General features: G+C 48.5%; 17 protein-coding genes. 7 read left to right on the forward strand and 10 right to left on the reverse strand.

Features of this window, described 5'->3' with window-relative positions; genetic code table 11:
* The first annotated feature begins 132 nt into the window (after positions 1-132).
* Positions 133-1,341, forward strand: coding sequence for a proteasome-activating nucleotidase Pan1 (locus tag K0C01_RS01725; RefSeq protein WP_397541153.1), 1,209 nt, complete (start codon positions 133-135; stop codon positions 1,339-1,341).
* Positions 1,342-1,669: 328 nt separating this feature from the next.
* On the opposite strand, the gene K0C01_RS12630 is transcribed toward K0C01_RS01725, so the two are convergent.
* Positions 1,670-1,795, reverse strand: a complete 126-nt coding sequence (locus tag K0C01_RS12630) for a hypothetical protein (protein ID WP_255568339.1) — start codon at positions 1,793-1,795, stop codon at positions 1,670-1,672.
* A 139-nt stretch (positions 1,796-1,934) separates the two neighbouring features.
* On the opposite strand from K0C01_RS12630, the gene K0C01_RS01730 reads away from it, so the two are divergent.
* A complete protein-coding gene (locus K0C01_RS01730) occupies positions 1,935-2,492 on the forward strand; it encodes a GMP synthase subunit A (protein WP_221170355.1) in 558 nt (185 codons plus the stop codon).
* A 49-nt stretch (positions 2,493-2,541) separates the two neighbouring features.
* Here K0C01_RS01730 and folP read toward each other — a convergent pair whose 3' ends face one another.
* Both folP and purH read right to left on the reverse strand, forming a co-directional pair.
* Positions 2,542-4,992 (reverse strand): dihydropteroate synthase, encoded by a 2,451-nt coding sequence (folP, locus tag K0C01_RS01735; protein WP_221170356.1) that lies wholly within the window; start codon positions 4,990-4,992, stop codon positions 2,542-2,544.
* Positions 4,993-5,132: 140 nt separating this feature from the next.
* Positions 5,133-6,746 carry a bifunctional phosphoribosylaminoimidazolecarboxamide formyltransferase/IMP cyclohydrolase gene (purH, locus tag K0C01_RS01740; RefSeq protein WP_221170357.1) on the reverse strand — a complete coding sequence of 538 codons (1,614 nt, stop codon included), beginning with the start codon at positions 6,744-6,746 and terminating at the stop codon, positions 5,133-5,135.
* A 186-nt stretch (positions 6,747-6,932) separates the two neighbouring features.
* Between purH and purB the strand changes: the two genes are divergently transcribed.
* Positions 6,933-8,309 (forward strand): adenylosuccinate lyase, encoded by a 1,377-nt coding sequence (gene purB / locus K0C01_RS01745; RefSeq protein ID WP_221170358.1) that lies wholly within the window; start codon positions 6,933-6,935, stop codon positions 8,307-8,309.
* A gap of 67 nt (positions 8,310-8,376) precedes the next feature.
* On the opposite strand, the gene K0C01_RS01750 is transcribed toward purB, so the two are convergent.
* Together K0C01_RS01750 and lysA are read right to left on the reverse strand one after the other, a co-directional pair.
* Positions 8,377-9,486 (reverse strand): M20 family metallopeptidase, encoded by a 1,110-nt coding sequence (locus K0C01_RS01750; protein WP_221170359.1) that lies wholly within the window; start codon positions 9,484-9,486, stop codon positions 8,377-8,379.
* Complete coding sequence (lysA, locus tag K0C01_RS01755; protein ID WP_221170360.1) at positions 9,483-10,709, reverse strand: diaminopimelate decarboxylase; 1,227 nt, start codon at positions 10,707-10,709, stop codon at positions 9,483-9,485. Before lysA ends, K0C01_RS01750 begins: the two co-directional genes overlap by 4 nt.
* A gap of 80 nt (positions 10,710-10,789) precedes the next feature.
* Between lysA and K0C01_RS01760 the strand changes: the two genes are divergently transcribed.
* Complete coding sequence (locus K0C01_RS01760) at positions 10,790-11,710, forward strand: VOC family protein (protein ID WP_221170361.1); 921 nt, start codon at positions 10,790-10,792, stop codon at positions 11,708-11,710.
* 9 nt (positions 11,711-11,719) lie between these two features.
* Here K0C01_RS01760 and K0C01_RS01765 read toward each other — a convergent pair whose 3' ends face one another.
* The 3 genes from K0C01_RS01765 to dapA form a co-directional block, all read right to left on the reverse strand.
* Positions 11,720-12,547, reverse strand: coding sequence for a 2,3,4,5-tetrahydropyridine-2,6-dicarboxylate N-succinyltransferase (locus K0C01_RS01765; protein WP_221170362.1), 828 nt, complete (start codon positions 12,545-12,547; stop codon positions 11,720-11,722).
* Positions 12,548-12,628: 81 nt separating this feature from the next.
* Entirely contained in the window at positions 12,629-13,393 is a 765-nt protein-coding gene (gene dapB / locus K0C01_RS01770; protein ID WP_221170363.1) for a 4-hydroxy-tetrahydrodipicolinate reductase, read from the reverse strand.
* Positions 13,390-14,274 carry a 4-hydroxy-tetrahydrodipicolinate synthase gene (dapA, locus tag K0C01_RS01775; RefSeq protein ID WP_221170364.1) on the reverse strand — a complete coding sequence of 295 codons (885 nt, stop codon included), beginning with the start codon at positions 14,272-14,274 and terminating at the stop codon, positions 13,390-13,392. Before dapA ends, dapB begins: the two co-directional genes overlap by 4 nt.
* 302 nt (positions 14,275-14,576) lie before the next feature.
* Here dapA and cmk point away from each other — a divergent pair, with 302 nt between their 5' ends.
* Complete coding sequence (gene cmk / locus K0C01_RS01780; RefSeq protein ID WP_221170365.1) at positions 14,577-15,149, forward strand: (d)CMP kinase; 573 nt, start codon at positions 14,577-14,579, stop codon at positions 15,147-15,149.
* A gap of 2 nt (positions 15,150-15,151) precedes the next feature.
* Complete coding sequence (locus tag K0C01_RS01785; protein WP_397541141.1) at positions 15,152-16,042, forward strand: RNA-guided pseudouridylation complex pseudouridine synthase subunit Cbf5; 891 nt, start codon at positions 15,152-15,154, stop codon at positions 16,040-16,042.
* A 41-nt stretch (positions 16,043-16,083) separates the two neighbouring features.
* Here the strand turns inward: K0C01_RS01785 and K0C01_RS01790 are convergent, their stop codons facing one another.
* Both K0C01_RS01790 and K0C01_RS01795 read right to left on the reverse strand, forming a co-directional pair.
* Positions 16,084-16,521, reverse strand: coding sequence for a universal stress protein (locus K0C01_RS01790; RefSeq protein WP_221170366.1), 438 nt, complete (start codon positions 16,519-16,521; stop codon positions 16,084-16,086).
* A 92-nt stretch (positions 16,522-16,613) separates the two neighbouring features.
* Complete coding sequence (locus tag K0C01_RS01795) at positions 16,614-17,180, reverse strand: hypothetical protein (RefSeq protein WP_221170367.1); 567 nt, start codon at positions 17,178-17,180, stop codon at positions 16,614-16,616.
* Positions 17,181-17,382: 202 nt separating this feature from the next.
* Between K0C01_RS01795 and K0C01_RS01800 the strand changes: the two genes are divergently transcribed.
* Positions 17,383-19,074 (forward strand): radical SAM protein, encoded by a 1,692-nt coding sequence (locus K0C01_RS01800; protein ID WP_221170368.1) that lies wholly within the window; start codon positions 17,383-17,385, stop codon positions 19,072-19,074.
* Positions 19,075-19,101: the final 27 nt, after the last annotated feature.

A 19,101-nucleotide genomic window follows, 5' to 3' on the forward strand; every position in this document is an offset into this window, starting at 1 on the left:
ATAACTGTATTTTGGATACACACTAATAATATTTTCTGTATACTGATTACTGTTAGTAATCAAGGGCGAAGATATATTTCACCCGAAGTCTCTTAAGATTCATTCCCCTATTATAGTGTAATGAGTGACTCATTGAAGGACACAGATGAAGCGGATCTCCCATATGATGAGGAGATGCCGCGGCAGGAGAAGATTGAAGTGTTACAGGAGCGGCTTGAGGTATTAGAAGCGCAAAACGAGGAAATGCGGGATCGGCTACTTGATGCAAACGCTGAAAATAACAAGTATCAGCAAAAACTTGAGCGATTGACACACGAAAATCGTAAGCTGAAACAGTCACCGCTTTTTGTTGCAACGGTCCAAGAGATTTCAGATCAAGGAATCATCGTTAAACAGCACGGGAACAATCAAGAGATGCTCACAGAAGTGACGGAAGAAATGCGTGAGCGGATTGAGCCAAACGACCGGGTTGCACTGAACAACTCTCGCTCAATAGTCAAAATCTTGGATGACGAGACAGATGTCCGGGCTCAGGTAATGCAAGTCGATAAATCACCGGATGTTCGGTATGAGGACATCGGCGGGCTTGAGCAACAACTGAAAGAAGTTCGAGAGACAGTAGAGATGCCACTGAAAAGGCCAGAAGACTTCGATACTGTTGGAGTCGAGCCTCCAAGCGGTATTCTTCTCCATGGTCCACCAGGTACAGGAAAAACAATGCTGGCGAAGGCTGTTGCAAACCATACTGATGCCACTTTTATCAAGATGGCTGGATCAGAGTTGGTCCATAAGTTCATTGGCGAAGGTGCGAAACTTGTCCGGGACCTATTCGAAGTCGCACGTGAAAACGAGCCAGCAGTACTGTTTATCGATGAAATTGACGCAATTGCCACAAAACGGACTGAATCCAAGACATCGGGAGATGCAGAAGTTCAACGAACGATGATGCAGTTGCTCAGTGAGATGGACGGGTTCGAAGAACGAGGTGAAGTGCGCATTATTGCGGCAACCAACCGATTCGACATGCTCGACCGAGCAATTCTTCGTCCAGGTCGATTTGACCGTCTTATCGAAGTTCCGAAGCCAGATAAGGAAGGCCGCAAGCGTATCTTCGAGATACACACTCGCGACATGAACGTTGCGGACGAGTTGGACTTTGATCAACTTGCTACTGATACCTCAGGGGCATCAGGAGCAGATATCCGTGCAATCTGTACTGAGGCTGGTATGTTTACGATTCGCGATGACCGCACTGTCGTAACCATGGAAGACTTCAAGAGTGCATGGGATAAAGTGCAGGCAGAAAATGAAGATGAAGACATCTCGAAGACATTTGCCTGAGATACCGAGGCAGAAATAGTCATCTGATTTTTTATTTGATAGCCGATAAGAAAACTGGATTATCCAGTATGTCTATTTTTCCTAACAATCGTTGAAAACACGCCTATTCTATTCAGTAGTGTTTCCAAGCCCTGGTCGGGATCAGAAGGGCTCAGAGCAAGAGGAATACCGCCGTCCGTACACACATAAGAAGACAGCGAGGTACCTCGGCGACCGTCTGGTCGAGACCGCGAAGAACGGCCTCCAATGGAACACCAGAATCAGGATGAATCGGCCGAGAAAAATACAGCGGTGCGGCTGAATAAAGAAATCGTATTACCAACAACTGCTAAAATAGTAAGAAGATAGCGTACGGGATACCAAAGAATACCACGGTCATCGCGATAAGAATAATTGCATACGATACGAGTGTTGCGCCCAATGTGCGCCATGGTGCTGAGTTGACATATTCCATGATAATCACCAATATATGAATTATCGTTGTCGTTACTTGAGTTGAGATGATTTACCATACTAAATCTTCCGAACATCCGCTGGAGAGCATGCCACAGAATTCGGATTTCTTATACGCGTTCCGCCGATATCAGAAGACAATGACACAAATCGATGTTATCGACAATCATGGGCAATTTACCCATCTTGAGAAGCGTGCCTTACGTGATCTTGGGGTGGACTGTTCACTAATCGAAAATACGACGCCTACAGAAGAGATTGATGCAGATGGATTGGTGCTATCCGGTGGGCCAAGTATGGAACGAACCGGACGATGTGAGGCGTATCTGAAATTAGATATTCCAGTCCTTGGAATCTGTCTCGGACACCAACTGATTGCTGAGTCATTGGGAGGCACAGTGGAGAGTGGTGACTACGGTGGGTATGCAGATGTTACTGTTGAGATTTTAGATGACACAGATCCACTTGTTGGATCACTCGCACCGGAAACGCGGACATGGGCAAGCCACGCAGATGAAGTAACAGAAGTTCCACCGGGGTTTACAGAAACAGCAACAAGTGCTGTCTGTGACATTGAAGCAATGAGCAACACGGAAGAGGACATCTACGGAGTACAGTGGCATCCAGAAGTTGCACACACAGAAGAAGGGGACGCGATCTTCCAGAACTTTATTAGCATCTGTACTGACGATCAGTGAGTTGATCGAGGATCCGAAGCGGGATATCTCCAGAGCTGAATATACGTAGTTAGTTTTCCGGAAGTGTATCAACAGTACGAACAGCGGCAATGTTTTCTTCAGCGTCATGAACACGGATAATATCAGCACCTCGATCTGCTGCAAGAGCAGTTGCTGCAATCGTAGGGGGAAGTCGTTCACCATGCTCGTATCCTGCAAGCTCGAACATTGATTTATGAGAATGGCCGACCATAATAGGGCAGCCAAGCGCATCAAGTTCGTCGAGGCGGCTCAGTAGCTCGAAGCTTTCCTCTGCTGTTTTTCCGAATCCGAATCCAGGGTCGATGATAATCTGCTCTCGGTCAAGGCCAGCTTGTTCAGCCAGCAGGACACGTTCGTTGAGTTCCTCAATTACATCACGAACAACATCGTCGTACTGGACATCGCGATCTGGATTTACCGGCGCTTCGATGCTGTGCATAATCACAAGCGGTGTGTCATACTCCGCAGCAACAAATCGCATATCAGGGTCTTCGAGGCCTGAGACATCGTTGATGATATCAGCTCCTGCCTGAATTGCTTTTTCGGCAACTGCTGCTTTTCGCGTATCAACTGAGATCATGGCATCAAGGTCAGCGATTTCTTCGATAACAGGAACAACACGATCGATCTCACGTTGGACTTCAACTGGATCAGCGCCCGGTCGTGTTGATTCGCCCCCAACATCAAGAATGTCAACACCGGCATCAATCATTGCTTTGGCGCGATTTCGTGCATCTTCTAATCGGTTGTAATCTCCCCCGTCGTGGAAACTGTCTGGTGTGATGTTCAAAATCCCCATAATTGATGCATTATCATCCCATGGGAAGGATTGGTCAGTAGATTGGGTGCGATCAGCAAGTAGTTGCTGAAGTTCCAGTCCAACCTGATCGAGACCCTCTGATTCATCTTGGAGTTGGTCAATAACTGTGTTGAACTGGTTAGTTGTGCCCATCAGTGCAACTCGAAGCCGTTCGCCATCGTGGTTGATCTTTGAGATTGCACAGTCACCGCCAGTTGTCTGAAATAGCTCTTTGAGCCGATATGCTTGTGGCCGGTTCACACGGAGTGTTATCGTGTGGGCAGTTGCCTTTTCGGCAGTACGTTGAACATCATAGTCTCGGATGCCATTCTGCTCAAGCAGTTGGCCAGCAGATTTTGTGGAGGAAAATGAATGTGGGATTGGACGCCGGGTCCATCGAGCACGAGCTTCTCGGACAGCAAATAACGAGCCAGTGACAACGACACAATCATCCTCGGATGCATTTGAAAGCGCATTGGTAAGTGCATCATCAACGGATTCGATGACGGAGACCTCAGCGTTACCAGCATTTCTAAACACGCGAGCAAGCACTTCTGGGTCTGCGGACCGATCAAGCTGTGGTCGACAGGTTGTAATGCGTTCAGCGTTCGGGAGCTCTCGCGCCATTGCTGCATGTCGTTTATCATGCATTGCGCCGACAACCAAGTGCAAGTTATCGTACTCAAACTCATTGATTACATCCGCGAGGCGAGCACATGCACCTTCATTATGAGCGCCATCAAGGATGACAATTGGATCAGTACTTCGGACCTCACAGCGGCCCGGCCAATATGCTTGTCGAAGCCCTCGAGCGATAACATCGGTTGAAATCGAATCGCCTCGTGAGTTAGCAAACTGTCGGGCAAGAACAGCGGCAATGCCTGCATTCTGTGCTTGGTGGGCTCCAAGGAGGAGAATATTTGTCTTGACATTCCACTGGTCAGCAACAAGTTCAATTTCTGCTTCAGTGCCATTGATTTTGCCATGATAACGAGTCTGCACATCGAAGGATTCGTCTGACGAGTCATCACCGACAACAATAGGATCTGTATCAACAAACTCGCGAATTGCTGCAAGCGCAGATTCATCAGCACCAGTAACAATCGGTCGATTACTGGGCTCGACGTGTGCTTTGTCAACGGCAATTTCTTCAACAGTATCACCAAGTACATCTGAATGTTCCAGTGTCACTGATGTAACTGCACTGGCAACCGGATCAACAACACTTGTCGCATCCTTACTCCCACCAATTCCAACCTCAAGTACGGCTACATCAACATCTTTCTGGGCAAAATACCAGAGTGCAAGAGCGGTAGAAACCTCAAAGAACGTTGGAGGAACACTTTCTGCCCCCCGATCGGTGACATACGGCCGAACAAGGTCAACAAATCGAGTTACCTCAGATTCGGGAATATATCGGCCGTCAACGCGAACTCGATCCCTGAATTGCTCAATCTGTGGGGAAATATATAGCCCGACAGAATAGCCAGCCTCTCGAAGAACTCGCTCTGTCATTCGTGCTGTGCTACCCTTCCCGTTTGACCCTGCGATTTGGATGCATGTGAGATCTTCATGCGGATTACCTAAATGAGAGAGTAACTCACGTACAGATGTAATCCCCGGCTGAGGGCCAAAGCGCTGTAAATTAAAAAGGAAGTTCGTCGCCTCGTGATAACCCATGCAAGGTATTACCGGGGCCCCTGTGCATTAAGCTTATGAGTTAAAACGTTGGAAATCCGTATCATTTGCGGAATTATTTGACGGTTTTTTAGTGATAAGACAAGAACCGGAGATATGTGTATCTATGTTCAAGTTGGTCTTCAGTCGTGGCGGAAACACCGCTGACCGGTAAATGCCATCACCATGTCGTGTTCATTGGCTGCTTCGATAACCTCATCATCGTTGACCGAGCCACCTGGTTGAATAATAGCTTTAATACCGGCTTCAGCTGCTTTTTCGACCCCGTCAGGGAATGGGAAGAATGCATCAGACGCCATCACGGCACCGTCGGCAGATTTACCTTCAGCGTCAGCATCGGCTTTCATTTTGGCAATTTCAACAGCATCAACACGTGACACTTGACCGGCACCAATACCGACAGTTTCTGTCCCGTCGGCAAAGAGAATGGCATTCGATTTGACATGCTTGATCACATGCCAGGCGAACAACATTGAATCAAGTTGCTCATCAGTTGGCGTCTGCTCAGTGACAATCTCAAGATCATCAGCTGTGAGAGCCTGCTGATCTCGCTCTTGGACCAGCCGGCCGCCTACGAGCTTTTTCTCGGTCCAGTTTTCAGCAGGCACATCAAGGGAGCCGACGTCAAGAACACGGAGATTCTCTTTCGTACAAAGAACCTCAAGAGCAGCATCAGAGTAGCCAGGCGCAACAACGACCTCCTTGAATGAGTCAATGATCTCAGTTGCGGTTTCTTCGTCACACTCCCGATTTAACGCGACAATTCCACCGAACGCACTCTTTGCGTCAGTAGAAAGAGCATTCCGATATGCATCGGCAAGAGTATCAGCAACAGCAGCACCCGCAGGATTCGTATGCTTGATCACAGCAGCCGCCGGCTGATCAAACTCCTTAACAATTGACAGCGCAGCGTCAGCATCATTGTAATTGTTATATGAGAGTCCTTTCGCACCGGTGTTGAGTTGCGGTGCATCAACCACAGATGCGTCATCGCTCGTATAGTCGACGTAGACAGCGGCATCTTGATGCGGGTTTTCACCGTATCGAAGTGTTTGTACACGGTCACCAGTCGCAAGGTAGCGTGAGGGTAGGTCGCGGTTCTCTGGTTCCGGTGTTATGACAGATTTTTCATCAGGGTCAAATGTAGCTCGGTTCTCAGCAAACCATTTGACCGCCCGAGGGTAAGCAGCAAATTCACCTTCATATAGAATTCGTTCTTTTAGATCGTCGCGAGAATCGTCATCGTAGATAGGTATTGGCTCTTGGGTAACAATTGGTCCAGCATCAACTTCATCCTCGATAATGTTACCGTCTGTATCAGTGGCATCAGTAACAACGTGGACTGTACAACCAGAGAGATCGACACCGGCCGAGAGTGCATCTCCCCACGCATCCATTCCGGGGAACGACGGAAGTAGTGATGGGTGCACATTCAGCGATGTTGGTTGCTCATCGAGGAAGGTATCAGAGAGAATTCGCATGTATCCGTCCAAGCAAACTAGTTCATATGAATGCTCAGAAAGGGCATCATTGATACGGCGTTCATGCTCTTTCCGCGACTCATCGGAGCGTCGCTCAACGACCTCGGTTGGGATACCACGCTCTTTTGCTTTCTGGAGAACAGGGGCGTCAGCGTCATTTGTGAGAACAACACCAAGTTCGGCTCCGCCAGGGGCACGTTCATGGATGTTGATCAGGTTTCGACCACGGTTACTTGCCAAACCAGCAATGCGCATACTTGAATTGCTAACCGGGACGTGCAAAGAAATTGCGATTGTCGATGTCAGACAGAAGGATTAGCAACAGGAACGTGGAAGAGGAGCAGACAAAGCAATTGTCATTGGTATAGTCTATCAGACGGCTATAAGTGAAGTACCAAGAGATTCGACATTCTTTTGCAGTGTCGTAGAGGAACCTGAGGTATGACAGATCAGTTGTATGCGGTGTCACCTCTTGACGGGCGATATGCCAGTCGAACAGCACCGCTATCACCATATGTAAGCGAAGCGGCGCTAATGCGTGCACGGCTAAAGGTTGAAGTTGAATACGTCATCAAGCTTGCTGAACTCTCGGAGATTCCAGTAGAGATTTCTAACGATGAACAAGCAGCGCTGCGTGAGACGTACGAGACATTCAGTGAGGAAGACGCCAAAGTCATCAAGCAGCTTGAGACAGATGGGTACGGAGAATATCCTGCAACAAATCACGATGTGAAAGCGATTGAGTACTATCTGCAACTACAGTCGAACGAGGAGATCCATCCGTGGATTCATTTTGGACTTACAAGCGAAGATGTGAACAATCTCGCATACCGGTTACTGATTAAAGACGCAGTACAAGAGGTGCTACTTCCTGAACTCTCTACTCGTAGAGAGCAGTTAACCGAACTTGCCACCAAGTACAGCGATACCTCAATGCTTGCTCGGACGCATGGACAGCCAGCAACGCCCACGGCGTTTGGAAAAGAAATGGCAGTATACGCGGATCGTCTCGAGAAAGTAATTACAGAAGTAGCAAACACTGCTGAGGGTCTGGCCGGTAAGCTTGGCGGAGCATCTGGAACGTATGCAGCACATGATGTTGCGTACGAGGAGATTGACTGGCCGGTGGTTGCGGAAGAGTTTGTAACTGAGCTAGGACTTGAGTTCCGAGGACTGACAACGCAAGTCAATCCATGCGACGACCTGGCTGAACTGTTTGATGGGCTACGTCGTGCGAATACAGTGCTGATTGATTTGGACCGAGACATGTGGCTTTATATCTCGGATAAATATCTAGGACAGGAGGCTGCCAAATCTGAGGCAGGATCGTCAACAATGCCACACAAGGTCAATCCAATAGATTTTGAAAACAGTGAAGGAAACCTCTCGAAGGCAAATTCTGATTTAACCTTCCTTGCAGACTATATTACGACATCTCGATTGCAGCGTGATCTCTCAGACTCAACAGTCAAACGAAATATCGGTACAGCATTTGCACATTGTCTGATTGGATACAGCAAAGCCGGAGACGGGTTGAGTAAGGTAGTGCCAAATGAAGTGATAATGAGCAAAGATCTAAAAGAAAATCCGGCAGTTATCGGAGAGGCTGTTCAGACAATCCTTCGACGAGAGGGTCACGATGATGCATATGAACAGGTAAAAGAGCTAACCCGAGGCGAAGATGTGACGATTGAAGATTTTCACGAGTTGTTTGCTGAACTTGACCTGCCAGACGGAATTGTTGAAGAACTGCAGGCACTCACACCAGCCTCCTATACTGGCGTCGCAGATACGCTAGCAGAATCAGTTGAAGACTGACATCCTCACACAACTGAATCCGAAGGCTTTCGCCTTGAAGTTCAGTGAGGAACGACAGTAGCGATTTTCACTCCGGTCCCACTAACCGCGTTACCGCCTCATCCAAAATCTGTGCTGCCTCATGGAGTTGATTAACAGGCACGTACTCTCGTTGTGCATGTGCGACAGGGCCGTGTTCGTCTGCGAGAACACCAGGGCCAAAAACAACTGTTGGTGAATGAGCCGCAAAATATGATGCTTCTGTTGCAGCCCCAAATGGTCGAATGTCGCCACCAGAGACATCTGCAAGCGTCTTCGTAAGCTGGTTCTCTGGAGATGTGGAAAACGCTTCAAGGAAAGGCCCTTCACGGTCAGCCAAGGCGGCAGTCACACTAACCCAGTCAGGCGCATGTGCTCGCAGGTGAGTCCTAAATGTCTGTTCAAACTCATCGGCTGATTCTGGGGGGACACTACGGCGATCGAATTCGATTACACAGCGTTCTGGGATCTGGTTTCGAGCTTCCCCACCAGAGATAACAGTCGGTGTGAGCGTTGGTTCACCGAGTGACTCGTGACTCCCTGGACCATATGTGGTATCATACGAGTCTATTGCGTCGACAATCGGTCCAACAGCGCGAATGGCATTACGACCAGCGTCCGGTTGGGCAGCATGCGCGGCCTCGCCGGTAATCGTGACCGTGCCTTCAAACTGTCCACGAGCGGCATGACAGACATCCAAATCGGTCGGTTCACCAACAATGACTCCGTCTGCATCAAGCGTTCCTTTGAGTGCTGCTGCACCTGCCTGTGTTGTTTCTTCGTTAGGAGTTAGTGCTATCGTAAGTTTCCCATCTGTTGGAGATGAAGAAAGAAATGCATGAAGTAAAGCAGCAAGTGGGCCCTTAGCGTCACATGATCCTCGCCCTTTCACGACGTCCCCTTTGATGTCTGTATCTGGGATGTTATCAGCTGTACTGTAAGGAACATGCGGAGGAACAGTATCTAAGTGTGTGTTCAAAACGAGATGATAACCAGATTCTGCGCCTTTCGTAGCGACAATGTTCCCATGTTCATCAGTTCGAGGACAAATACCAGCTGACTCAAGCGTGTTAATAATCAGTGACTGCATCTCCTCAACGCTCTCATGTGATGGGGTCTGAACTGCTTGAGCGTGAAATGATTCTAAATCAAATGTCATTGTGCTTCTTCCTCCACACGAAGAACATCATCAAGTGTCTCACGGCGGCGAACGACATCACCGGAAAGTGTTACTTCTGCTGGACGGGGCTGTGAATGGAACTGACTGGCTAATTCATAACCATATGCACCTGCATTCCCAATGGCAAGAATGTCATCTCGAGTTGGCTTCGCAATTGGACGATTTGTAGCAAAGACATCTGCACTGGTACAGCATGGGCCCCCAATGGAGACAGGTGAGTTTTCACGATTAGGTGCGGTTATATTTCGAATTGGGTGATATGAGCCAAACATTGCTGGTCGAACGAGTGTAGCAATTGAAGCATCAACACCAACGACGGTGGTCGATGGAGCTTCCTTAATTGTATTGACGCGAGTAAGAATGAGTTCTGCGTCAGCAACAATATATCGCCCAGGCTCAAGTTTGAGCGTTGCATCAAGTCCGTCAACAGCCTCACGAACTCGATCACTTACGACAGCGAGATCAAGCGGAGATTCATCTTCACGATAAGGAACACCAAAACCACCACCAATGTCTACGAACTCTAAGTCACCGACAGTAGCAGCTAGATCTGCAACTTTCGCGATAGCTTCGCAGTGTGCATCAAGGTCATCGTGTAACACACCGCTACCCATGTGCGCGTGTAATCCAACAAGATCAAATTGGTCTCGAAGATCAGCAGCAACTTCCTGAACCTCACCGTATGGGATACCAAACTTTGCATCCTTGCCGGTAGCAACTTTCTCATGATGCCCTGTTCCTATCCCTGGGTTGACTCGAATAGCGACACGGCCGTCATATCCGCGTTCGGCCAATCGGTCAAATGTGTCACGTGCACCGCCGGTAATCGTAAGTCCGGGGTAATCAGCACCAAGCGAAGCAGCATAGTCGAGGTCTTCGGCCGGCGGGTTAACAGCCGTGTATTGTAGGTTGTTTGGATCAGCACCAGCACGGATTGCTCGCTTTAGCTCTCCTGCAGCAGCACATTCAATGGTTGCACCAGCATCAAGGAGTTGTGAGAGTACCGCCTGACCGGTGTGTGCCTTTGCAGCATACATTACATCGGCATCCGGAAATGCCGTTGTAAACCGCTTGTAGTTTGCCTCAATTCGGTCTAAGTCCAAGACGTAAAGTGGTGTTCGGTGAGATTCAGCAAGAGACAGGAGACGATCATGATTCCAGTCTGAAAGACGTTTAACAGACGCAAGTTCTCCAGCAGTCATTAGTTAAGATTCGGCAGTCAAATGATTGAATGTGTTGATACAGGCAGTAGGTTATTATCGTCGAGTGCTTACCTGAGCATATGTCAATCGATACTTCTGGGATTCATCACGTAACAGCAATTGGAACAGATCCGGCACGAAACAGGCGTTTTTATACCGAAACACTCGGATTGCGATTGGTCAAGCGTAGCGTTAATCAGGATGATACGTCAGTGTGGCATCTTTTTTATGGAGATTATGAGGGATCACCTGGTACAAGTATGACTTTTTTCCCATACACAAATGCGAGGAGAGGTCAAGTAGGTGCCGGACAAGTCAGCACAACCGGATTTTTGGTTCCAAAAGCATCAATCGAATACTGGCAGCGACGGCTCGAGGAACACGGTGTAGATGTTGGGAGTCCAACTCATCGATTTGATGAGACTGTGTTAGAGTTTGAAGACCCAGATGGATTACAGTTGGAGCTTGTTGGCCGCGATGACGTGCCGGCTGGCAAGCCACCCGATGGTCCGGTGCCAAAAGAACATGCGATTCGAGGGTTTTCTGGCGTAACATTACAACTTCAGTCCGCAGAAAAGACAATTGATTTGCTCAAGACAATGGGCCTGTCCGAAGGGGGAACCGATGGACCCCGACAACGCTTCAAAACAGAAGTTGATATTGGATCAACAGTGGATGTGATTGATAACGTTGGCCAGCGTGGTATACAGGGTGCCGGAACGGTACATCACGTTGCATTTCGAATTACTCGTGAAAACCGAGAGGAGTGGCGGGAGTTACTCATGGACCAAGGCCTGCGACCAACAGAAGTAATTGATCGGAAGTGGTTTGAATCAATCTATACGAGAGAATTTGGTGGGATTCTCTTTGAGTTTGCTACCGAGGCACCAGGGTATACAGTCGATGAGCCACTGGAAGAATTGGGCGAATCACTGGTACTTCCTGAATGGTTTGCCGACCAGCGAGAACAGATTGAAGCAAACCTCCCGTCTCTGAATTAGCCGTTCACACTACTCCCGGAGTGCGTCCTCTCGCTGAGTACCTTCCAATGTTTCTTCCTCAATGTGAGTGGCAACAACGGCAGGTTTGTACGCACCACCCTCAATTAATGAATGCTCTGATACAGAGGATTCAACAAACCGCTGGAATGCACGCCGTTCCGGTGGCAGATGGCCGTAAATGATTTCTTCTTCGACAAGGTCATAGACTGGAATTCGTGGCGTAAGAAGCGTATCTTCCCCAACAACAGACCCTTCTCCAACAACGAACCCACTTGTGACTCGACATCCAGCACCGATTGTCACGTTGTCTTCGATAATAACCGGGGTATCTTCAACAGGTTCGAGCACACCACCAATAAGTGTATTCGCTCCCAGCTTAACGTTTTCACCAATTTGTGCACATGACCCTACGGTTGTACATGAGTCAACAAGTGTTCCGTCATCGACGTGTGCGCCGATGTTTACAAAGCTCGGACTCATCATGATGCAGTCCGATCCGAAGTACGCTCCGCGTCGGATTGCTGTACCATCGGGTGTATTTCGAGTTCCCTTTGTTTCGAGATCCTCGGTATCGCGGAGAGGGAGGACATCATGGTATGTTACATCGCCGTATGTGCGAGGTACAGTGTTTCGAAGGCTAAAATTCAGTAGAATGCCCTGCTTAACCCACTCATTTGTTTCCCATGCCCCATTTGTTTTCTCTGCAGCCCGAACTGATCCTTCTTCAAGTGCTGCAAGAAACTGGTCTAAAGCGTCTGGTGGATGATCTGGAGCTTCGCCAGCCTGATAGTTTGACCACAATTCTGAAATCTCAGTTTGGAGATTCGACTCGTCCATATCAGTTCATTATGACGTACGGACAAAACTTTTGACACCTCAGTATCCAAACCAGCAGAAAAGAAGACAGGATAAGACGAGCTATTCAGCTAGAACATCCTGAAAGTCGTACCGTCCAGAAGGTTGATCAGCCAACCAAACGGCTGCATCGACAGCACCGGCAGCGAAAACACCGCGATCCTCAGCTCGATGTGTGATACGGAGCTCCTCGTGGTTACCAGCAAGCAGTAACTCATGGATGCCGGTGATATTTCCTGCGCGAAGAGCGTGGACGCCGATATTGTCTTCCTGCCGTGGTGCATGTCCGGATCGACCATGTGTTCGATCAGCAATATCGCGGGTTGCTTCAATCTCTTCGAGAATTTGGTTAGCAGTCCCACTTGGTGCATCACGCTTACCATTATGATGTGTTTCGGTAAGCTCAATATCGTATTCAGGAAGGGCGGCAACGACATCGCTGACGATACTGAAGAGAGTTTGAATACCACGAGCGAAGTTTGCTGCCTTGAGAACTGGAATTGACTGACTTGCTGTCTCAATTTGCTGAGTTCCTGCTTCGTCAAATCCGGTGGTGCCAATGACAACTGGCGTTGATGTAGTTGTGGCTGCGTCAAGATACTCGCGTGACGCTTCTGGAACAGTAAAGTCGATGAGGGCGTCGATATCAGCATCTTCAAGAACCGACACTGCTTGGGATGGGTCTGCAATCACACAGTCCTCGCGTTCAATAGACTCAGGACGTTGGGTAAATACCACGTCTACTGAGACATTAGATCGGCTATCTGCCTCTTCGATGAGTTCTGTGCCCATACGGCCGGTTGCACCAGTAATTGCGAGTGAGATCATGCTTCCAACTCAGCAAGAATCGCTTCAAGTTCCTCACGGTTTTCTTCCTCAATGCGGGTGAGCGGCAGTCGAAGCCGTGCTGGTCCGTAGTCACGAATCTCCATTGCCTCCTTGACAGGGATTGGATTAGATTCAATAAACAGCGCACGTGCCAGTGGACCAAGCTCGTGGTGGAGTTCGCGTGCTCGTTCAAAATCACCATCAAGAGCCGAATGTACCATTTCAACGGTCCGTTCTGGTTCAATATTACCGATCACACTGATTGTTCCTGTACCGCCCATTGAGAGGACGGAAAGCGTCATTCCATCGTCACCGGATAGCACAGCAAATTCCTCATCGCGTGTTCGTTCGATAATCTCAGATATCTGTCCAGTATCGCCGCTTGCGGCCTTGTATCCAACAATGTTTTCATGAGCAGCAAGTTCAACAGCTGTGTCAGGTTCTATATTCTGTCCAGTTCTGCCAGGGACATTATACACGATCTGTGGTAGATCAATTTCGTCTGCGATTCGCTCATAATGATCAACAAATCCCTGTTGTTCTGGAAGGTTATAATATGGTGAAATCAGAAGTAATGCGTCAGCGCCAACATCAGCACAGCGGCGCGAAAGCTCGAGTGCTTCGCGTGTATTGTTTGAGCCGCTTCCAGCAATAACTGGAATGTCCTCGACAGCATCAACAACTGCTTCAACAACATCAACGTGTTCTTCATGTGATACAGTTGCACTTTCACCGGTTGATCCCATTGGAACAAGACCATCGACACCAGCCTCTTCAAGGCGACGTGCGTCAGATTGCAGTTGATCAAAGTCGATACTTCCGTCCTCCGTAAATGGAGTTGTCATCGCGGGATAGACCCCGCGGAGTGGGTCAGTTGTCATGGTAACTATCTGTTTGTGGGTATGGGTTATGTACGATGTGATTGAAACTCGGTGCCAGCAAAACGCACCTCCGACGGGGTTGCTACGCCCGCCACAAGCACAAGCTACTGACCACGTTTACGTTTGAAAACAGAGTCGCCGCTCCACCATAAACGAGCTATCAGCGTAGTGGAACGGATCATATCTGTACGAACTGACCGAAGAATGATAAATATTACGAGGTTCAATCGTGAGGGCTGTTCTCAGATGTCTGTATACGGCGGATTCAAAACGTCTTTGAATAAAGCAACCGCAGTATAGATATGTTACTAACCGTCTCGGGACCGCCGGGCAGCGGGAAAAGTACAACGGCAGCTGCACTGGCCGAGCGGTTCGATTTGTCCCACACGAGTGGCGGAGATATTTTTCGGTCTGTAGCAGCAGAGCGTGGAGTCTCAGTTGGAAGGTTGAATGAAATTGCTGAGGAAGATCCATCAATTGATAAAGATCTTGACCGGCGACTGCAGCAGATTGCTGCTGAAAAGGATGATGTTGTTCTTGAATCTCGACTGGCTGGATGGCTGTCCGCAGACCATGCTGCGTTTCGTATCTGGCTTGATGCACCACTGGATGTGCGAGCTAAACGAATCGCTGAGCGCGAAGACAAAGAGATTGATACAGCACGAATAGAGACGGAACAGCGTGAAGATAGTGAAGCTGATCGATACGAGGAATATTATGACATAAATATCAAGGACTTGAGCATCTACGACATTCATATTAATACCGCTCGGTGGGGGCCGGAGGATGTTCCAGAGATTATCGAACATGCAATTGCTCAATACGATGCAAATGAAGATGAAGGACAAGCCCCGATTAACACAATTGATATCTGATAATGCGCTCTGCACCTGCCGATCGGACGGTCGACGAGCTCTGTTCATTTGGAGTCATTAATCTCGATAAACCTCCAGGACCATCTGCACATGAGGTTACAGCATGGATTAGAGACATGGTTGGTGCCGATCGCGCAGCACACGGAGGAACCCTTGATCCTAAAGTAACAGGCTGTCTACCGATTTTACTTGGGGATGCAGTACGATTTGCACAAATCTTTCATCAGACAGAAAAGGAGTACGTCGCCGTACTGGAGTTACATGATACCCCAACAGGTAATGTTGAGTCAGTGATCAGTGAATTCGAAGCAAACCTATATCAGAAACCTCCGAAAAAGAGTGCCGTATCCCGTGAGTTACGAACACGAGAAGTATATGAGTGTACTCCAATAGAGATACAGAGTCGGAAGGTGTTACTTCGGATTCGCTGTGAAAGTGGGACATACATTCGGAAACTGTGTCACGACATTGGGCTCGCGCTGGGAACAGGAGCTCACATGGGAGATCTGCGGAGAACCACGACAGGGCCGTTTGATGATCGGTCGTTAGTAACAATGCAGGAGGTGGCTGACGGGTTGGCATATTGGAGAGAAGGCAGTGAGGACCCCCCGATCAACATAACAGACGTGATAGCCCCTGCTGAGGCTGCGCTGACAGAGTTTCCAACAGTAACAATCGCCAGATCAGCAGCACAAGCAGTGCAAAATGGAGCTCAAGTATATGCACCGGGCGTGATTACAGTTGATGAGTCATTAGAGAACCTCAGTGCTGGTGAGAATCCAACGGTTGTCTGTAAAACAAAGGATGGAACAGCAGTATGCTTAGGAACGCTGGTTGGATCGCCAGACGACGAAACGGGGACGGTCGTTAAGTTAGAACGCGTACTGGTATAGTACGCTGAAATGTATTTTGAAGGCGGGGCTACTGGGAAAAACTAGATATCTTCAAGCACCTGTTCTGGTAACGCGATAACAGGACGGTCAGCGTCAGTAATAAGCGAGTGCGAAATATCGCCAGTGAGCAACCGAACAAGACGGCCGCTTGGGCGTGGAGTAAACACGATTGAATCTGTATCAAAATCAGCAGCAGCCTCAATTACTGTATCGGGGATATCGGTGCCATACCGTATCTCAGTATCAATGTCCGTGTCAGGAAGTTCCTGCTTAAATGCTTCAAATGCTTCGTCCGCGACATCCTCACGTTGAGAAACAGAGGCTGAGTCAATGCCACCGCCCGATTTCTCAACGACATGAAGGACAATAATTTCGTTTGGATCGTACTGTTTGATGGTGCGTGCGGTACGTTTTGCGTTTTTCTTGCCTACAACCGGTACCAAGATAGACCGGAGAAGGTTTTCTGATTTTTCGTTCATTGGAATCACCTATGGAAAGTCCGCTTGTATAACTGTTCCTCTAGGTAATGCTGATTCGCATGGCGCATTAAGTGTTGCGAGCCAGCAGACGGTCAGCTTAGTTCATCACGGACACGGTGAACAAGAACGCCACCAGCGCCAATCAGAAATCCGATCACTGCAGCAGTAAACTGGATTGAACTTACAGATACAAGATATGCAAAGCCACCGGTAGCAATACCACCGAAGATCATCCCAGGTGCACGATGTGTTGGGCCACGGTGGGGAAGCCGATCAAGAAATCGACCAAAGCCAATGACACCTAAAACGGCTACTCCCAGAATTAACCCAGCAGAGATTATCTCTGGATCGGTAACCATCTCAGCAGGGGAAAGAGCATTTGAAAGATAATCATGTGGTGCACTGAGTAGGGCCCAAACAGTAAATCCAGTCGCAAGCATCAAACTAGCGGTCATGGCATATCGTCTAGGTCGTGAGTTATGATGGTCCGTATCAGGAAAAACAACCATCACCGTACCACAGGCACTGATAACAATCACAGCCTGTAACCATCCAGTACTGAAAGGAACTGAAGTGAAAATCGCAAGTGCAACAAGTCCGATAGCTGTCACCGTACCATATATTGTAGCGTCGCGTGAATGCACCGGCCAATTTGCCATATACTAGATGCAAGGACAGCAAGCCTAAAACAATAGCGAGTGACCAAGAATTGTCTGACAAGGTGGACTACATACTCGCCGCCTTTTGCGGCTCTTTGAGAGTGAGGGACTAGCCTCCAAGAGTCAGCGGATGGAATCAACAGTCTGTGGATCACCGGTAGTGTTCAAGGCTGTTATACGGATGGAGATGCTATTATTGCTGATGACCAACGAGGACCCGACTGTTACAATCGTGGATGGGTATGTCGATGAACCAGCACACTTCGGGGTACCGCCGTATATTTCGACATATCCTCGATATACTGCGGGAGCTCTCGTTGATGCGGGCATACCGGAGAAAAAGATAAAATACCACACGATTGATGAGCTTCGGGAAGATCGGAGTCGCTGGCAAGACATTGCATCAGCCACACTTGTAGTCTATATTGGTGGGATGACAGTGCCAGGGAAATACGTTGGAGGAACGCCAGCAACTCCGGAGGAAGTCAAAGAGATTGCTTGGACTGCAGATGGAACCAGCATAATGGGTGGCCCCTCACGATTTGGTGTTGGCGAGGAAAATGTTGGCGGCGTAGAGGCTGAGCGAACGGATATGGATTTTGACCATGTTGCAATGGGTGATATCGAAGCGATTGTGTACGATTTTGTTGCTAGTGGTTTTGAGGAGCTAACAAATCGGTATCGGAAGATGGAAGAGGCAAACCAGTGGGCCCAGCAGGGTGCATTTGTCCTTGAGCAACACCCTAATGATACAGATTATCTGATCTGTGAGTTAGAAACTGGTAGAGGGTGTGCATATCGATGTTCATTCTGTACAGAGCCGTTGTATGGTGATCCAACATTCCGACCACCAGAGACAATTGTAGATGAAGTTCAAGCACTTGCAAATCACGGAGCAGTGCATTTTCGACTTGGTCGACAAGCAGATATCCTCGCATACGGAGGCGATGGAGAGCGGCCAAATCCAGATGCGATTGAACAATTATACAGTGGGATCCGAGATGCAGTTCCTGCCTTAGAAACACTACATCTGGATAACATGAATCCAAAGACGATTGTTGATTATCCAGAGCCAGCCAAGGAGGCGATTAGTACAATTGCGAAATATAACACACCAGGAGACACTGCAGCATTTGGACTCGAGTCAGCAGATCCGGTCGTTCAAGAGCAAAATAATCTCGTCATCTCAGCTGATGAGTGCTTTGAGGCGGTTAAAATACTTAATGAGGTTGGGGGATGGCGTCCAGATGACCGGCGATTGCCTAAGCTACTTCCGGGGATTAACTTTGTCCATGGGCTTGCAGGTGAGCGGTCAGAAACATTTGAGCACAACGAAGAATTCCTTAACCGAATCTACGATGCTGGATTAATGGTTCGCCGAGTTAACATTCGGAAGGTCATGGCGTTTCCCGGAACTGAGATGGAAGAAACAGGAACAGCAGTACTTGAGGAACACGAACAGAAGTATCAAGCGTATAAGCGTCGGGTTCGGGAAACAATTGATAATCCCATGTTACAGCGAGTCGCCCCTGCTGGAACGATCCTGCCCAACGTGCGATTCGAATACCATGAAGATGGGAAAACATTTGGCCGGCAGCCAGGCACCTACTCACTGTTAGTTGGACTTCCAGGGGAGTATGAGTTGGATGTGTTTCAGGATGTCGTCGTCGTTGACCACGGGTACCGATCAATTACAGCCGTTCCGTATCCTCTTGACGTTAATACTGCATCGATGGACGAGTTAACGGCAATTGACGGCATCGGAAAACAGCGTGCTGGCGATATTATCGTTAACCGACCATACAGAACGCTGGACGACGTACCTGTTGATATTGATCTGTCCTCATTTATGACAGTACCAGATACAACAAAAGTGACCAACCAACCCAAGTAGCCAGCCAACAAACATACATAATCTGAC

Origin of the sequence: Salinarchaeum sp. IM2453, from assembly GCF_019693215.1 — an archaeon.
GTDB lineage: Archaea > Halobacteriota > Halobacteria > Halobacteriales > Salinarchaeaceae > IM2453.

Coding starts and splice junctions, on each gene's coding strand:
- dapB (WP_221170363.1), bottom strand. CDS start 13,393: ATGATCTCACTCGCAATTACTGGTGCAACCGGCCGTATGGGCACAGAA.
- K0C01_RS01785 (WP_397541141.1), top strand. CDS start 15,152: ATGCGCTCTGCACCTGCCGATCGGACGGTCGACGAGCTCTGTTCATTT.
- K0C01_RS01765 (WP_221170362.1), bottom strand. CDS start 12,547: ATGGACGAGTCGAATCTCCAAACTGAGATTTCAGAATTGTGGTCAAAC.
- lysA (WP_221170360.1), bottom strand. CDS start 10,709: ATGACTGCTGGAGAACTTGCGTCTGTTAAACGTCTTTCAGACTGGAAT.
- K0C01_RS01790 (WP_221170366.1), bottom strand. CDS start 16,521: ATGAACGAAAAATCAGAAAACCTTCTCCGGTCTATCTTGGTACCGGTT.
- purB (WP_221170358.1), top strand. CDS start 6,933: ATGACAGATCAGTTGTATGCGGTGTCACCTCTTGACGGGCGATATGCC.
- K0C01_RS12630 (WP_255568339.1), bottom strand. CDS start 1,795: ATGGAATATGTCAACTCAGCACCATGGCGCACATTGGGCGCAACACTC.
- folP (WP_221170356.1), bottom strand. CDS start 4,992: ATGGGTTATCACGAGGCGACGAACTTCCTTTTTAATTTACAGCGCTTT.
- purH (WP_221170357.1), bottom strand. CDS start 6,746: ATGCGCATTGCTGGTTTGGCAAGTAACCGTGGTCGAAACCTGATCAAC.
- K0C01_RS01760 (WP_221170361.1), top strand. CDS start 10,790: ATGTCAATCGATACTTCTGGGATTCATCACGTAACAGCAATTGGAACA.
- K0C01_RS01750 (WP_221170359.1), bottom strand. CDS start 9,486: ATGACATTTGATTTAGAATCATTTCACGCTCAAGCAGTTCAGACCCCA.
- K0C01_RS01795 (WP_221170367.1), bottom strand. CDS start 17,180: ATGGCAAATTGGCCGGTGCATTCACGCGACGCTACAATATATGGTACG.
- K0C01_RS01730 (WP_221170355.1), top strand. CDS start 1,935: ATGACACAAATCGATGTTATCGACAATCATGGGCAATTTACCCATCTT.
- cmk (WP_221170365.1), top strand. CDS start 14,577: ATGTTACTAACCGTCTCGGGACCGCCGGGCAGCGGGAAAAGTACAACG.
- K0C01_RS01800 (WP_221170368.1), top strand. CDS start 17,383: ATGACCAACGAGGACCCGACTGTTACAATCGTGGATGGGTATGTCGAT.
- dapA (WP_221170364.1), bottom strand. CDS start 14,274: ATGACAACTGACCCACTCCGCGGGGTCTATCCCGCGATGACAACTCCA.